Annotated in this window: 16 protein-coding genes; 9 read left to right on the top strand and 7 right to left on the bottom strand. The window is 51.0% G+C overall.

Annotated features, from left to right (window positions below; translation table 11 throughout):
* Positions 1-52 precede the first annotated feature (52 nt).
* Positions 53-778, top strand: a complete 726-nt coding sequence (locus tag F608_RS0126175) for an alpha/beta hydrolase (RefSeq protein WP_022668713.1) — start codon at positions 53-55, stop codon at positions 776-778.
* Here F608_RS0126175 and F608_RS0126180 read toward each other — a convergent pair.
* Both F608_RS0126180 and F608_RS0126185 read right to left on the bottom strand, forming a co-directional pair.
* Positions 775-2,028, bottom strand: a complete 1,254-nt coding sequence (locus F608_RS0126180; RefSeq protein ID WP_022668714.1) for a CinA family nicotinamide mononucleotide deamidase-related protein — start codon at positions 2,026-2,028, stop codon at positions 775-777. The genes F608_RS0126175 and F608_RS0126180 overlap by 4 nt on opposite strands.
* Positions 2,025-3,563, bottom strand: coding sequence for a B12-binding domain-containing radical SAM protein (locus F608_RS0126185; protein WP_022668715.1), 1,539 nt, complete (start codon positions 3,561-3,563; stop codon positions 2,025-2,027). Before F608_RS0126185 ends, F608_RS0126180 begins: the two co-directional genes overlap by 4 nt.
* A gap of 386 nt (positions 3,564-3,949) precedes the next feature.
* On the opposite strand from F608_RS0126185, the gene F608_RS0126190 reads away from it, so the two are divergent.
* The 6 genes from F608_RS0126190 to F608_RS37260 all read left to right on the top strand — a co-directional run bounded on the left by F608_RS0126190 (position 3,950) and on the right by F608_RS37260 (position 8,801).
* Positions 3,950-5,467, top strand: coding sequence for an anthranilate synthase component I family protein (locus tag F608_RS0126190; RefSeq protein ID WP_027363138.1), 1,518 nt, complete (start codon positions 3,950-3,952; stop codon positions 5,465-5,467).
* A 4-nt stretch (positions 5,468-5,471) separates the two neighbouring features.
* Positions 5,472-6,041, top strand: coding sequence for an anthranilate synthase component II (locus F608_RS0126195; protein ID WP_022668717.1), 570 nt, complete (start codon positions 5,472-5,474; stop codon positions 6,039-6,041).
* A 6-nt stretch (positions 6,042-6,047) separates the two neighbouring features.
* Positions 6,048-7,067, top strand: coding sequence for an anthranilate phosphoribosyltransferase (gene trpD / locus F608_RS0126200; RefSeq protein WP_022668718.1), 1,020 nt, complete (start codon positions 6,048-6,050; stop codon positions 7,065-7,067).
* A 1-nt stretch (position 7,068) separates the two neighbouring features.
* A complete protein-coding gene (trpC, locus tag F608_RS0126205; protein ID WP_022668719.1) occupies positions 7,069-7,866 on the top strand; it encodes an indole-3-glycerol phosphate synthase TrpC in 798 nt (265 codons plus the stop codon).
* A gap of 75 nt (positions 7,867-7,941) precedes the next feature.
* Positions 7,942-8,592, top strand: a complete 651-nt coding sequence (locus F608_RS0126210; protein WP_022668720.1) for a phosphoribosylanthranilate isomerase — start codon at positions 7,942-7,944, stop codon at positions 8,590-8,592.
* A gap of 50 nt (positions 8,593-8,642) precedes the next feature.
* Entirely contained in the window at positions 8,643-8,801 is a 159-nt protein-coding gene (locus F608_RS37260; RefSeq protein ID WP_341833822.1) for a hypothetical protein, read from the top strand.
* 9 nt (positions 8,802-8,810) lie between these two features.
* Here the strand turns inward: F608_RS37260 and F608_RS35375 are convergent, their stop codons facing one another.
* From F608_RS35375 to F608_RS36350, 4 genes are all read right to left on the bottom strand, one after another.
* Entirely contained in the window at positions 8,811-9,527 is a 717-nt protein-coding gene (locus F608_RS35375) for a LysM peptidoglycan-binding domain-containing protein (RefSeq protein ID WP_022668722.1), read from the bottom strand.
* A gap of 255 nt (positions 9,528-9,782) precedes the next feature.
* Entirely contained in the window at positions 9,783-10,805 is a 1,023-nt protein-coding gene (locus F608_RS0126225; protein ID WP_084681287.1) for a TolB-like translocation protein, read from the bottom strand.
* A 226-nt stretch (positions 10,806-11,031) separates the two neighbouring features.
* Entirely contained in the window at positions 11,032-11,313 is a 282-nt protein-coding gene (locus tag F608_RS0126230; protein WP_022668724.1) for a HigA family addiction module antitoxin, read from the bottom strand.
* A 237-nt stretch (positions 11,314-11,550) separates the two neighbouring features.
* Positions 11,551-11,907 (bottom strand): hypothetical protein, encoded by a 357-nt coding sequence (locus tag F608_RS36350; RefSeq protein WP_153307608.1) that lies wholly within the window; start codon positions 11,905-11,907, stop codon positions 11,551-11,553.
* 49 nt (positions 11,908-11,956) lie between these two features.
* Here F608_RS36350 and F608_RS0126240 point away from each other — a divergent pair, with 49 nt between their 5' ends.
* Both F608_RS0126240 and F608_RS0126245 read left to right on the top strand, forming a co-directional pair.
* On the top strand, positions 11,957-12,937 hold the full coding sequence (locus F608_RS0126240) for a KpsF/GutQ family sugar-phosphate isomerase (protein WP_022668726.1): 981 nt from the start codon (positions 11,957-11,959) through the stop codon (positions 12,935-12,937).
* Positions 12,937-14,265, top strand: coding sequence for an ATP-dependent 6-phosphofructokinase (locus F608_RS0126245; RefSeq protein WP_022668727.1), 1,329 nt, complete (start codon positions 12,937-12,939; stop codon positions 14,263-14,265). The genes F608_RS0126240 and F608_RS0126245 overlap by 1 nt, the downstream gene beginning before the upstream one ends.
* Before the next feature lie 33 nt (positions 14,266-14,298).
* Here F608_RS0126245 and F608_RS35380 read toward each other — a convergent pair whose 3' ends face one another.
* Positions 14,299-16,008, bottom strand: coding sequence for a penicillin-binding protein activator (locus F608_RS35380; protein WP_022668728.1), 1,710 nt, complete (start codon positions 16,006-16,008; stop codon positions 14,299-14,301).
* Between the last annotated feature and the right edge of the window lies 1 nt (position 16,009).

Consider the following 16,009-nt stretch of genomic DNA (forward strand, 5'->3'; position numbering starts at 1 on the left):
CAAACCAGATATTATACGACAGATTGTCATTTAAAACAATAAGGTTTCAAAATTGAACATTGAATTCAAAGTCCGGGATTTCTGTCTCAGGGGGAAACTCCATCTGCCAAAAAACAAGCGCCCTGCCCTGGTCATCGGTTCCCACGGCCTTGAAGGCAGCATGAACTCGGCCAAGCAGATGGTCTTGTCCCGGCTTCTGCCGGAAAACGGAATCGCCTTTTTCCGGTTTGATCACCGGGGATGCGGAAGCAGTGACGGGGATTTTATCAAAGAGACCTCCCTTGAAAAAAGGACAGAGGACTATCTGGCCGCAGTCCAGCACCTTATTGACCTGGATCTTTTTTCCGGAGATATCGGCCTGTTCGGCTCCAGCATGGGAGGGGCCACCTGCATCAATGCCTGGAACCTTCTGGAACAAATGGAGGTGAATCTTCGCGGAGGGGTGCTCTGTTCCGCTCCGGTGAGAAGCCGGACCATTGAAAACATCCCGGTCCAGGCCAATGACAGCCGCCCTGCCCTGCCCCTGACCTTTTTTGCGGAAAATCTGCTTTTTGATATTCTGGACAAGGCCCAAGATCTTCACCATGTACTTGTCTTCCACGGAGACAGGGATGAAGTGGTTCCGGTTTCCAATGCCTTGGAACTCCATGACCGGATGCGGTCCCCGAAAAAACTGATCATCCATAAAAATGGGGACCACCAGATGACCGACAAAGGGGATCAGGATGAGTTTGAACGAGAAACCCTGTCCTGGTTTTTGTCCATATGTAAGGCTTAACCCTTCAACAACTGCCGCCGGAGAAAGTTCAAGGCCGTGGCTGCAAAGATCTTCTTGTTCCTGTCCCTGTTGTCGAATGTAAAGTGAAACCGTTTTGCCAGGGAAATCTTAGGCCCGGCCACGCCGATACAGACCGTGCCCACGGGCTTTTCATCGCTTCCTCCGCCGGGCCCGGCAATGCCGGTGGTGGAGACGGCCCAGTCAGACCCGGCCGCCTTTCTGGCTCCCCGGGCCATTTCAAGGGCGGTTTCCTCATGAACCGCGCCGTGTTCTTCCAGGGTTTTTAGACTGACCTGCAGAATCCTGACCTTGGCCTCATTGGAATAGGTGATTCCGGAGAAGAGGAAATAATCGGAACTTCCGGCTACATCCGTGATCCAGTTTGAAATCAGTCCCCCTGTACAGGACTCTGCAACAGCCAAGGTGAGTTTATTATCCCGCAGGATCCTGCCCACCTCCGCCTGGATGGAAGATCCGGTAAGGGAAAAAACTTTCCCCTCAAGCTGTTCAACGGCCCAGGCCTTGGCCCGGGCCATTTTTTCCAGGGATTCGGGCCGGGTCCTGGTACCGGTGTCCGACATCACCAATTTGACCTCGACACAGGGGAAACTGGCCCTGAACCCCAGGCGGATGCCGGGAAAAAGGTCGGAAAAAGCCTTGAGCCGGGCTCCGACCATGGATTCGCCCAGGCCGAACAGGGTGAGCCGCTCAATGACAAGATGAATATCCAGGTCGAATTCTTTCTGAATCCTGGGCAGAACCACATTTTCAAACATGAGTTTCATCTCAGAGGGGACCCCGGGCATGAAGAAAAACAGGCATTGGTTGATCCGCATATAAAATCCAGGGGCCGTGCCGTGATGGTTGACCAAAACCCCGGCAGAAGCAGGTAAAAGGGCCTGTTTTTGGTTTTCCTGGGTGAGTTCAAAGCCCCGTTTTTTAAAATAAACCTCCATGGATGAACCGGCCTCTTCATTGAAGACCCGTTCTTCCCCGGCAGCCCTGGCACAGGCCTCGGAAGACAGGTCGTCCTGGGTGGGGCCCAGGCCGCCTGTGACCAGGCAGAGATCCGTATCCCGGGAAATCTGCTTAAGGGTTTCTACGATCAAATCCAGGTCATCTCCCACGGCTGAAAGTTTTTTTACATGGATATTGGCCTGTTTGAGTCTGTCACATAAAAAATTGGCATTGGTATCCACCAGATCTCCCAGCAGGATCTCATCTCCGGTGGACAGAATTTGTGCAATCATTTTTCTTCCCCTTCCTCATTAAAAAACAGAGCGTGGTTGGATGAAAAAAAAGCCGGATTTTTCCTGAACCTGGATCCGATGGCCAGCTCTTTTTTAAAAGTTTTATCCAGAAACTGCTTGACCTTTCTCCGGTCCCATCCTCTCGGGTGGGTGAAGTTGAGATAAAGGGAAAGGTCCCCGTGGTAAAATTCCCGGGTCTTCATGTCATCTGCATCCTCACTGAACCTGGGCAGGTTGAATACGGCCAGGTTCAGGTAATCGATGTACTCTTTGTGGGCCTTGACAAAATCGAGGGTGTGGCGGGCGGCGTCCTCGTCCTCGGCCCCGGTTCCGAATAAAAGATAGACATAGGTGAGAATCCCGGCCCGGTGCAGATTCTTCAGGGTCTTTGAGACCAGTTCCAGCCGGGTCCCCTTGTTCATCCAGTCCAGAACCTCCTGATCCCCGGATTCCAGGCCCAGCTTGAGCATTTCACACCCGCTTTTTTTGAGGTCCCGGCAGAACCTTGGGTCTGAAAAATCCTTTTCAAACCGGACAAAGCCATACCAGAGAAAATCAAGTTGCTGACCGGACAATGCCCTGAGAAAGGCCGGAGTCATGGCATTGTCGATGAAATGAACCACATCCGGCTGATGGCGCCGGCCCATGGTTTGGACGTCCTCCAGCACCTTGGCGGCCCTCTGGGCGGCATAGGGCCGGGTCTCTGCCTTTTCCGGGCAGAACCTGCATTTGGACCAATAACAACCGATGGAGGCCCTGAAGGGCAGGATCCTGGCCGGGGCCAGATAATCATGCTCCCCGGCAAATTTATAGTCCGGAATATAGTGCTTTTTTGTGGTGCCGGAAACATTGAGAAGTTCCAGCAAAGGCTGCTCACCCTCTCCCCGGATCATCACATGGACAAGATCTGCAAAGGGATTGTCAAAATCGGGCCGGGCCATCCATGAGGAGACCAGGCCTCCGCCCATGACCAGTCTCTTTTCCGGGAAATTATCCCGTATCCAGCCGGCCAGGGCAAAGCTGACCAGGGCCTGGTTCAGGTAGCAGAGGGAGATTCCTATGTATTCGGAGTCCCAGTCCAGGATCCGGGATTTGAGTTTTTCTTCAAAAAAAGGATAAAAGGGGTTTTCCCTGTACTGCTCGGCACTTTTGAGCAGATCCCGGGAAGAGACAGAGGAAAGCCGGTTGTCCGAATAATCGCTCAGGGTGATGCGGAACCGGTCCGGATCCACGGAGATGGACAGCAGCCGGTTCAGATCATAAACCCGCTGGTGGTACCGGTCCTCATTGGTATAGAGGGAAAGGGTCCGGATGTCTTCCAGGATGGTTTCCCTATTTTTCAGGGCCCTTCTGGACCAGGAGTCCCTGGGGCTCAGATTGGATTCAAGATCCGATTGGATCAGAAAAAGCAGACCTTCAATATTGGCATCATAGACCCTGCAGTCCAGGCCGTGTTCTTTCAGGGCCGCAGACAGAAGTGCTACTCCGGCCGGGGGTTCGCTGGGTTTTGCCACTGGGGGAAAAATTAAAAACATAAAATGTGATCCGTACGGGCTGGATCCCTACCTTGAAGGAGCCGCCCTTATCCTGTTAAATTCCGGATCTTTTGTACCATAAATTGAGATTTTGTCCATGCCTTTGTCCATGCCGATGGTTTTGTTTCTATCAAGAGAAACATTTGTCTTGACAAGTTGGTGGAGTTTGGGATATGTCCAGATAAATTAAACCTTGAGAGGAAAAATGAACACAGACTCCGCCACCATAAAAATGAATTCCTGCCAATGGCATAACTGGCCATTGCTGCTGCAGTTATGACCTGTTCAACTGCAGCAGCCGAACCTTTGCTGCAGACCCAGGATAACACAAGAGGCTGCCCATGCAGCCTTTTTTAGTTTTAACCCATTGAAACCGAGTGAACATCATGATCTTAAAAGAGTTTCCAAATAAGTCGGAATTCAGCGAACTGGCCGAAACCTGCAATGTCGTTCCCATCTGCACCCGGGTGCTGGCAGATACAGATACTCCGGTCTCCATTCTCCAGAAAACCTATTCAAATGAAATGGAAAGCTTTCTTCTCGAAAGTGTGGAAGGGGGAGAACGCTGGGCCAGGTACAGTTTTTTAGGGGTGTCCGCCTTTGGCACCCTGAAGATATTCAGGGACCATGTGGAGGTCCGCACCCGGGGAATGGATCCCGGCACCGGGGAAAAACAGGAAGAAGTAAAAAAAATTCCCCATAACAACGATCCCCTGGGCGTGGTCAGAACCATTATCAAGGCCTATACCCCGGCCAAAATGGAGGATCTTCCCAGGTTCTGGTCCGGAATCACCGGGTATATGGCCTATGAAATGGTCTCGTTTTTCGAAAACATCCCCGTGTCCCTGCCCGGGGACACCCCCTATGCCCATTTTATCATCCCGGACCAGATGGTCATCTTCGACAATATCCAGCAGACCATGACCTGCATGAAGATCTGCTATCTCACCCCGGACTCGGATCCCGATGCGGTATTTGATTCGGCCCGGGCAGACCTGGACAATCTCCTTTCCACCATCAACCGCCCCTTTGAAACCAAATATCCGGAAAAGGGAAACGACTTCACCCTGGAGTCTGAAACTCCGGAACAGGTCTACCGGAACAATGTGGACCAAATCCGGCACCATATCCGGGAGGGGGATATCTTCCAGGCCGTCTATTCCCAGCCCTTTACCTGCAAAACAGAGGTGGACCCCATCCTGATCTACCGGGCCCAGCGGTATATCAATCCCTCTCCCTATATGTTTTTCATGAACTTTAAAGACCGGGTCATTGCCGGATCCAGCCCGGAGACCATGGTCCGCCTGGAAAACAACGTGGCCACCCTGCGTCCCATTGCCGGGACAAGGCCCCGGGGAGCTACGGAACAGGAAGACCGGACCCTGGCCGATGAGCTGCTCAACGATGAAAAGGAAAGGGCCGAGCATGTCATGCTCATTGACCTGGGCCGGAACGACCTGGGCCGGGTGGCCGAGGCCGGAACCGTCCAGGTAACCGACACCATGGTCATTGAGCGCTACTCCCATGTCATGCACCTGGTCTCCAATATCACCTGTGACCTCAAACAGGAGGTGGACGCCTTTGACCTGTTCAAGGCCACTTTCCCGGCCGGAACCCTTTCCGGTGCCCCCAAGATCCGGGCCATGGAGATCATAGCAGAGCTGGAGAACCGTCCCAGGAACGTCTATGGCGGTGCGGCAGGATATATTTCCTTTACAGGAAACATGGATTTTGCCATAACCATCCGGACGGCGGTCATGGAAGGAAACCGCCTGGTGGTCCAGGCCGGGGCCGGGATTGTATACGATTCCGATCCCCAGAAAGAGCTTGAAGAGTGCCGGAACAAGGCCCAAAGCGTTGAAACCGCCCTGAAACTGGCATTATCCCATTCAAAGGAGAGATAGAGGAATGAAGGTCGCCATCATTGACAATTACGATTCATTTACATTCAACCTGGTCCACTATATTCTCCACACCGGTGTGGAAGTGGAAGTCTTCAGGAACGATAAGATCAGCGTACAGGAGTTGGAAACCATGAACCCCGGGGCCATTGTCATCTCCCCGGGACCGGGACGGCCCGAGGATGCCGGCGTGTCCATGGATGCCATCCAGGCCCTTTCCGGGAAAATTCCCATCCTGGGGGTCTGTCTCGGCCACCAGGCCATTGCCCAGAGCTTCGGGGGAACCGTGATCCACGCCAAAAAAATTATGCACGGCAAGACCAGCGTGGTCACGGCGGACGGGGAGCATATCTTCACCGGCCTGAACAAGCCCTTTACCGTAATGCGCTACCATTCCCTGGCTGTACAGGAGTCTGACCTGCCCGACTGCCTTATGGTAACGGCCAGGACAGAAGACGGAGAAATCATGGGTATCCGCCATAGGGAGCATCCCACCCAGGGAGTTCAGTTCCATCCGGAATCCTTCATGACCACTGTGGGCAAACGATTGATCCGTAACTTTATCAAAGGAGCTTAGATCCAAATGAACTTCACCCAAAATCTAAACCAGATCATACAGGGCAAGGACCTTGACCGGGAATCTGCCGCTTCCATGCTCATGGACATCTTTTCCGGGGAGATCACAGAGGCCCAGATCGGGGCTTTCATGGCTGCCCTTGCCACCAAGGGGGAAACCTTTGAGGAACTGGCCGGTGCAGCCCAGGCCATGAGGCGCAAGGCCGTCCGGATCCAGGCCCTGTCCAAGAAGGTCATTGATACCTGCGGTACGGGCGGGGACTCTTCCGGCTCCTTTAACATCTCCACCACCACGGCCTTTGTGGTGGCCGGAGCCGGGATCACCGTGGCCAAACACGGCAACCGCTCCATCTCCAGCAAATGCGGATCAGCCGATGTTCTGGAGGAACTGGGGGTCAACCTCGCGGTGGACCCTGAAATCGTGGAAGAGGCCGTGAACGAGATCGGCATCGGTTTCATGTTTGCCCCCCTTTACCATGGTTCCATGAAATATGCGGGCAAGGCCCGCCAGGACTGCGGCATCCGTTCCATATTCAACATGCTGGGACCGTTGACCAATCCGGCGGCGGCCTCCTGCCAGATCCTCGGGGTCTATGCCCCGGCCCTGACCGAGATGTTTGCCCGGGCTTTGAAAATCCTGGGAGTGGAACGGGCCTTCGTGGTCCACGGCCACGACGGCATGGACGAGATCACCACCACGGACCTGACCCGGGTATCCGAACTCAACCAGGGCGCCATCAAATCCTATGACCTGGATCCCATGAACTACTTTGGCGAATATGCTGATCCAAAAGACCTCAAAGGGGGAGATGTAAAGGAGAATGCCGCCATCACCCTTTCCGTGCTCAAGGGGGAAAAAGGACCCAAACGGGACATTGTCCTGATCAATTCCGGCTGCGGCCTGGTGGCTGCCGGGGCCGCCCCTGACCTGAAAGAGGGAATCGCCCTGGCTGAAACCTCCATTGATTCGGGCAAGGCCCTGGAAAAACTGGAACTTCTGGCCCAGTACACCCGGGAGAACGGATAAGATGGGCGTTTCCGGATTTTTAAAGACCATCCTTGAAATCAAACAGGAAGAGGTGGCCGCAGGCAAGACGGCCATCCCTTTGGCCATCCTCCGCAGGGAAGCTGAAGATACTCCCATACCGGCCAGTTTTGAACCTGTCATGGCCAAAAGCTCCCCCAAGGATCCCGGCATCATTGCCGAGATCAAGAAAGCCTCCCCGTCCAAGGGAGACATCCGGCCGGACCTGGATCCAAAATCCTATGCCAAAGAGTATACCCGGGCCGGGGCCAGAGCCATTTCCGTTCTTACGGAATCCCGGTATTTCAAGGGAAGCCTCAAGGATCTTGAAATTGCCTGCTCGGCCACGGACCTGCCCGTGCTGAGAAAAGATTTTATTATTTCCTCTTTTCAGATATTTGAAGCCAAAAAAGCCGGGGCCTCGGCCGTCCTCCTCATCACCACCATGCTCTCCCGGGACCAGCAAAGGGATTTCACCCTTCTGACCCGGGAACTTGGCATGGAACCCCTGGTGGAGATCAACTCGGAATTCGAACTGGACCAGGCCCTGTTCTGCGGTGCCAAAGTAGTGGGGATCAACAATCGGAATCTGTCCACCCTGGAGGTGGACGTGACCGCGGCCCAGAGAATCGCGGCCATTTTCCCCGATGATATTATTCCCGTGGAAGCCTCCGGCATCTCCGGCCGGGCCGGAGTGGAAAAAGGTCTTGAAAACGGGATATTCAACTTTTTGGTCGGGGAAAGCATTGTCCGGGCCGCCGACACCCGTGCCTTTATCCGATCTCTCAGGGGGGAAGAGTAGCCGGGAATTGAAATGGTTAATGGTTTTACCGGCCACCGGTATGGGGCCTAAAGCCCTGAAGAAAGGAAAAACCAGATGATTTCCAAAATCCACGTTCCCCGGCCGCCCTTCATTAAGATCTGCGGCCTTACCGATCCTTCCAATGCAGTCGACTGCGTCCGGGCCGGAGCAGATGCCATCGGTCTGGTCTTTTTTGAAAAAAGCCCCAGGAACGTCTCCATATCCCAGGCCGCAGAAATCACCCGTGCCCTGCCCCCGGATCAGGTTTTCTGCGGGGTCTTTGTAGATGCAACCTTTGATTTTATCATGGAAGTAAAGCAGATCTGCGGAATAAAGGCGGCCCAGCTCCACGGGAGCGAATCCCCGGAACTGGTGCAAAAGCTGACTGGACAGGGCCTCATCGTTATCAAAGCTTTGTTTGCCGCGAGAAACCCCCTTCTGACAGATGCGGCAAAATACCCGGACGCCTCCGCTTTCCTGGTTGAGTACGGGAAAGGCATTCTCCCCGGAGGCAATGCCGAAACCTGGGATTACTCGGTCTCCTCAGGACTAAAAACGGATAAACCCGTGATCCTGGCCGGAGGACTCTCTTCGGAAAATGTCCGGCAGGCCCTTGACCAGGCCCGGCCCTGGGGACTGGATGTTTCTTCTGGTGTGGAAAAAGAGCCCGGCATCAAGGACGTTCAAAAAGTGAAGGACCTTATCGATATTGTCAAACATACCTGATCACCAGTGATAAAAATCCGGAATGGCCCCTTGATGTCCCCATCGGCAGCCTGAAGAAGGCGGGGCTCCCTGCCCCTTCAAAAATCCGTATGAAACTCTTCACCTTGGACAGCCGCCTCATCATTAAAAAAATCGGCGGTCTTTCCGGAAAAGATCAAGACCGCCTGGGAAAAAACCTACAGATAATAATGGGTCTTCCTGACCTTTAACCTGAAAACCTAACGGATCAGAATATTGGTGCCCGGATATATCTTGGTCTCCGGAGTCAGGTTATTCAGCTTTCTCAGTTTGGCCACCGTGGTCTTATACTTCTGGGAAATGGACCAGAGGGTCTCCCCCTTTTTCACGGTATGGAACATGGACGTTTTTTTGGTGGCTTTCACGGCCGGTTTTTTCACCGGAGGCTTGGATGCCACAACGGCTTTTTTCTCCACCTTCTTGACCGGCGCTTTCGTTGCCGGGGCTTTTGCTTCCTTGATTCCCACCATCTGTTTCTCAAGCACATTCATGCGCCGGATCAGGGAGTCGAGTTTAAGGGTAACCGAGTTCTCAAGGCGGGACAGGTTCTGCCGGACCTCAACCAGATCCTTTTTCACGGATGGATCCGCTTCAGAATTTTCCCCGGACAATCCAACCTGCTCTTTCATCATTTTCAGCTCTTCCAGAGCAGATTCCATATTCTTGATCCGCTCCTCAAGCTTTGCCGAAGAACCGGTATCAGAAACCGGTTCAACCTTACCTGGCCCTGAACTCCGGAAAAACAGAAAAAACACAATGGCCGTAACCACCAGCGCCCCGGCAATGATGAGGGTAAATTCATTCTTCTTCAAAAGAGAAGATCCCATGGAGGCCTGGTCCTGAATTTTCTTCTTATTTGAAGCCGCAGTTTTTCTGGGCTCGATCTGCTGCTGATTTATGCCTTTTTTCTGGTTCATTGGTTGCTCCTGTTACTTATTAATGCATTGTTTTGAATTTCAGGGCTTCAATTTGCCATTTAACAAACTTGATAGTTGATTTTCCCCGGTTGTCAGGAGAATAATGTATTAAGTTGACTGTAATGTCAGGGGCTCCCGATCTGATGTAAAGGAGGAGCCCCAAGCGGTATGCTACACCGAATTGTTATGTCTGATGCCGTCGCACCTCAAACTTTAATTTAATTTCAGTTCTAAACTTCATTAAGACGATAATCTCTAAAACACATTTCTTTTGCCTGAACCATCGGCATTGCTAATCCAAATAGTATAGGAATCTTTTCTAAAACTGATAGTTTTTTGTTCAATAAAAACTATTTTTTCCCCATCAAAAGAAAAAGATGGAGGATCATATATCCCTGTATATTCATTTTCATCAAGATGAATAATCTTTTTTGAAAGGCCCGTTTTGGAACTCATAATATGTATTTCATCAAAGTTAGGCATGAATAAGATGTCTGCGTTGATAGGGCAAAATTTGGGATTATACAATTTATCATAATCAAAAGATCTTCTTTGAAAAGGACGGAGTAGCCTTAGTTTTGTATCTTTTGGATTAATTATGGGTTTAATAGGCTTAATATTGTCGGGATCCTTAATAGGTATTTCAAAAATAGTGCAACATTCAAATTTTCTACCCATCATATAGGCTAACAGTTTTTCTCCTTTGGGGTCTACGCTCAGGTCATTAATGGCATAATAATTGCCATTTGTTATCCTTGTTAATCCACTTCCATCGAGGTTTATAGAGTAAATGTCAGAGTCATGCCAACCTTTCCTTGCAATTGGAGAATATTTTTTAAAAGACTTTGCCCTAATAAAGAAAATTTTTGAGCCGTCTGGTGAGAAAATAGGGTTATAATCATGATCCGGGCTTTTTGTAATTGCAATTTTGTTCGAACCATCTATATCCATTAAGCAAATATCTGCTGCTGTCTCCCCATTCCCTGATTCAAAAACGATTTTATTTCCGATAGGAGAGCAGACAGGATTATAGTCAAATTTACTATAGTTTTTTAAAGAAATGGGTTGTGAGTTTCCTTCAATACTCAATTTATATATTGTTGTCCCTTTTTTATTTTGAATACAAAAGAGCAAACTTTTTCCGTCAGGTAAAAATGATGGCGTATGCAATTCTACACCGTAATAACGTGATGAAGGCTTTTCATTTAGAAGTTGAGACTGCAATGATCCACAAGAACACAATATTAGCATACAACATATTATCAGAAATTGTTTCATTTTAAGTTCCTTTGATATTTGGAAGACATAACAAGTGATTATGCAGATCTGTATAGAGTGTAAAAAATGAATATTATCCAACTATTTTTAAGATAGGCTGATCCTAACTGGAAATCAGCTTAATTGGAGATAATCATTACCGGTCCGAAAATGCAACTGTTAATTTTATATACAATCAAATTGAATTCAAATGGGTTTCGCCCCAGGAAAAGCAATGATATTATCATTACGTAAAAGTTTTGACTTTAACGTGACTTTCATTTTGCCTTGCCTGCCAAAGGTCATATTGGGTTTGTTGAATAAGCCAACTTTCAGCACTGCCTCCAAAGGCTTTAGAAAGCCGTATGGACATTTCAGGCGAAATGCCGAAGCGGCCATTTAAAAGCGCTGACAAGGTCTTCCTGGAAATCCCAAGGCCTTTTGCTGCCTCGGTGATACTCAAACCTAAGGGTTCAATGCAAAGTTCTTTTAAGACCTGGCCGGGATGGGGAGGATTATACATACCCATATTTAGCTCCTTAAGGATCTTCAGCCTCTTGTATTTGAATGTTTTAAACATGATAAGCTGTAACCCGGCTATGGGCAGGTGTCAAGAAAATTTCAAGCGTATTTTTTTATACAAAATTAAGATGTTCTGAAAAAAGCCGAATGCCCAAAAGGGCAATCCATTGATACAAGATTAGAAAATTACAACCATGGCAAACCAGGCCGATCAGGCAGCAGGAGGGGATGGGGGTGGAGCGGCTTAAATGCGCTGAGGTCCAGGACGGAAAACCTCCGGGCATTTCAGCTTCCCAGCCGCCCAGGACGGGGGGCTGGGATTAAGCGGAATCTCCATCCCCTCCTGCTGCCGGGTAAGATCAAAATCTTTAAAACCTTTAAGAGCTGTAAAATGTTCAAAATCAGAAAAAAATACTACCTCGCTACCCTGCTCCAATGCACCAAAGAGGAAAATTCCGAGCCAGCATCCTCCTGAAATATCCAGCAACCTTTTCCCAGCATCTCGGGTATATCCACCCATGTCCGAAAATTTTTTTAATGGGAAAAACCCCGGGATTATTGTATAACCAAACTTAAGGCACAATCGAATTTGAAATTTCAAAACCGATAAAACACGTCCAAAAATTTAATTTGAAAGTTAGAATGGAAATATGATCATAGAAAGCGCAATCGACGTACTGAAACTGGAAGCCGAAAGCATCTTAAAACTTGCCGAAAACCTGGATGACTCCTTTAAAATTCTTGTTAAGGATATCTGTTCCTCCACCGGGCGGGTCATTATCTCGGGCATCGGTAAATCCGGGCTCATCGGCCGTAAAATAGCGGCCACCCTGAGCAGCACCGGCACCAATGCCATGTTTCTCCACCCTGTGGAAGCGGTCCACGGTGACCTGGGCATGGTCAGGCCCGAAGATGTCTTCATTGCCATATCCAACTCCGGGGAGACCAGTGAACTCAACCAGCTTCTTCCCGAGATCCGGGCCATTGGATGCCGCCTGGCCGGGTTCACTGGGAACCCCTCATCCACCATGGCCGGGTTCTGCGATCTGGTCATCGACACCGGAGTGGAAAAGGAAGCCTGTCCCTTTAACATGGCTCCCACCTGCTCCACCACGGTCCAGCTGGCCATGGGAGATGCCCTTGCCGTGGTTCTGATCAATGAGAAAAACTTCAGAAAAAGCGATTTCATGCGGTCCCACCCCGGCGGCGCCCTGGGCCAGAGGCTGACCTGCAGAGTTGAAGAGATCATGTTTGAAACAGCAAAGGCCCCCTGCGTGTCCGAGGAGGATCCCATGGTTTCCACCCTTGGGGAAATGGACCGCCACCGGCTGGGAGCTGTGATAGTTCTGGACCGGGAGCAAAGGGTCAGGGGCATTATCACAGACGGGGATATCCGGCATCATGCCGCCGAAGGCACGGGCATGCTCGGCAAGTGCAAAGCCAAGGATATCATGACGGAAGATCCCCACAGCCTGAGTCCGGATGCTTTTTTATACGATGCCCTCAACATCATGGAAAAGTATCAGATCACGGTTCTTCCCATCACCGGCAGGGATAACCGGCTGCAAGGAATTCTTCACCTTCACGACATTCTAGGGAAAGGATCTTTTAAATACAATGGAGGCAGTTAATGAATGTCCAGGAGTTTGAAACTGAAATTTCCACACTCGGCAAGGCCAACATTGTTTCTCCCATGAAAAGGGAGGATCAGGCCGGCCGGGCCCAGAAGCATTTTATCTCCGACGATGCCAGGATCCTGGCCGATGTCCGGCCCGAGGCATTCAAGGATGCCTTTGCTGCGGGGGTAGAACTGCCCAGCTTTGAACTGGCCGGGCCCAGGGAATATCTCTATTTTGATCCCAGCAAGCTTAAATGCGCCGTTGTGACCTGCGGAGGCCTCTGCCCGGGCCTCAACGACATCATCCGGGCCATTGTGCTGGAGCTTTACCACAATTACGGGGTCAGGAATATTTACGGAATCCGCCACGGTCTCCAGGGATTTATCCCGGAATTCGGCCATGAGGTCATGGACCTGGATCCGGCTGCGGTTTCCGGAATCCAGGATAAGGGCGGATCCATCCTGGGTTCCTCCCGAGGAAGCCAGGACATTGGCAAGGTGGTGGACTGCCTGGAACGGATGAACGTGGGAATTCTCTTCATGGTCGGCGGGGACGGCACCCTTATGGCATCCAAGAAAATCGTGGATGAGATCTCTGCCCGGGAGCTGAAGATCTCCGTGGTGGGCATTCCCAAAACCATTGACAACGATATATTTCTGGTGTCCAGATCCTTCGGGTTTGACACGGCCGTTGATGTGGCCACCATGGCCATCAAAGGAGCCCATAATGAGGCCGAGGCCTATCCCAACGGCATCGGCCTCATCAAACTCATGGGTCGGCATTCCGGTTTTCTGGCCGCCACTGCCGCCCTGGCCCAGCAGGATGCCAATTTCGTGCTGATCCCGGAGGTGGATATTCAGCTCCATGGAAGAAACGGGCTTCTCCAGGCCATTGAGAAACGGCTCAAGCAGAGGCGCCATGCCGTGGTCATCGTGGCCGAAGGTGCGGGACAGAACTTCTTCAAGGACAGGGAAAAAAAATACGACCCTTCCGGCAACGTGATTTTAAAGGATATCGGTAAGTTCCTTAAAGAGAACATAAGTCAATACTTCAAGGAAAAGGATATCCCCATTTCCCTGAAGTATATCGATCCCAGTTATATTATCCGGAGCCTGCCGGCCAATGCCAACGACAGTGTATTCTGCGGCCTTCTGGCCAGGGATGCGGTCCATGCCGGCATGGCCGGAAAGACCAAGGTGCTCATCAGCTTCTGGAGCAACCATTATATCCATGTGCCCATGGAAGCCTCGGCCGGCAAGAGAAAGACCCTGGATCCCAATGGACGGCTCTGGCAGTCCGTACTCGAGGCCACGGGGCAGTACGCTTATTTTTCAGATTAAGCCGTTGGCCTTCCAGAAAAATTTTAGAAAAGTTTAATTGTTCGGGATGCCCTGTTTATCGATCTCCATGAACCGGCCCCGTTTGATCGTGATCAGGAAAAGTTCCTTGCGGGCCGCCCCGGATTGGTCAAAGATCGTGTTTCCCGTAACCCCTTCGAATATCCTGGCCGTCAGCAGGGCATCTCTCAAGGCCTTTCTTGTGTTTACCGCTTCATCCAGGCTGGTTTCAAAAAGAATCTTCATGGTATCGTAGGAAACCGCCTCGAGAAATCCGGGCCGGGTCTGGTAGAGGTCTGAAAATTCCTTTTCAAAGCGGGCGGTCTCGGGCCGGTTAGAGTCTCCGAAATAACCGTCGGTGATAACGGCATTCCTGTTATATCCCTTGGATCCCTTGAGCAGGCTTTTGTCGTGCCAGAGATTGGTGCCCAGAAGGACGATCCCCTTGGCATCATAAAAGGCAAGCTGGGGAAGGAGAAGATTGAGGCGGGAGGCTGAGTCGGGAATGAAAACCGCCTGAAAATCGATTTCGATCTTGTCTTCAGATTTTGTCAGGGAATTCCTTGAGTCCGTCTCCAGGGAATCAAAATTCTCAAGGGGCAGGACCTCACCCTCCGGGCCCATTTCCCGGTTCTCGGCGGCAAATCTTTCCTTTAACTCATCCGGAAGCGGATAAACCTCTCCGGTCAGTTTCTGAATGGGAAGTGTAAAATCGGTTTCGTTTCCCTGGTAGGCTTCCACCCCGACCACATCCACCCCGAATTCATCGGCCATGTCCCAGAACAATTCCATGTATTTTTTTCCATACCGCTCATCCGGATAAAGAATGGCTACTTTTTCAATGCCAAGATCTCTGAATGCGTAGGTACCCAGGGCCTGGACCTGTATCTCCGGGGTAATGAAATTGGAAAACAGATAATCTCCCTGCAGGGGAAAATCCTGTTTCTGGGTCAGGGCGATCATGGGAATTCCCAGTTCCTGGGCCCGTGCTCCGGCCTCCTCAACGGCCAGAAGCGGCCCCAGAATCCCAATGACCTTATCCTTCACAAGTTCTTCCAGACCGGTCACCGCCTTTTGGGGATCTGATCCGGTATCCTTTATAATGACATTGAAATTTCTGCCGTGGGTTCTGGAGAGATCCTGAATTGCCAGCTCGATTCCCTTGAGAGCCCTCTGGCCAAAGACTCCGTATTTACCGGAAAGGGGAAGCAGGCATCCAAGAGTATCCTTTTTAATTTCCGACTGGGTGATGCCGTCAATGAGATCAATGGCGTCCAGGGCGTAAGGATGGTCTGGATAATGTCCCACGAACTGGGTTAGAGCCTCTTTGGCGCCGGGCTTGTTCCCTTCGGACAAGAGGTTTAACCCGAGCCAGTAGAGAAGCAGGGGCTCGGGAATGGTCAGGTTCTCGATGGAGAGGACCTTTTGGATCAAGGCGGAATCTGCCCGGGCCAGGGTGATTTCGATCTTTGAAAGAATGGTGTCCCATTCTTTGTCCTGGGACTGGGCCAGGGCCTGGTTGTACACCAGAAGGGCATCCATGAAATTTCCCTGGGATGAAAACAGGTCTGCCTGGGCTGTGAGCACCTCTACCAGGGTCGGTTTTTCCTCTGGTTTCGCAGTTTCAGCCTTGATTCCGGGTTCTTTTTCTTCCTGGACAACCGGGTGCTCTTCCATGGGTTTTTTAACGGGTTTCTGGGCACATCCGATAACCATTAAGCCGAGCAGAACCGCTGCGGTTCTCATG

Origin of the sequence: Desulfospira joergensenii DSM 10085 (assembly GCF_000420085.1) — a bacterium.
Classification (GTDB): domain Bacteria; phylum Desulfobacterota; class Desulfobacteria; order Desulfobacterales; family Desulfobacteraceae; genus Desulfospira; species Desulfospira joergensenii.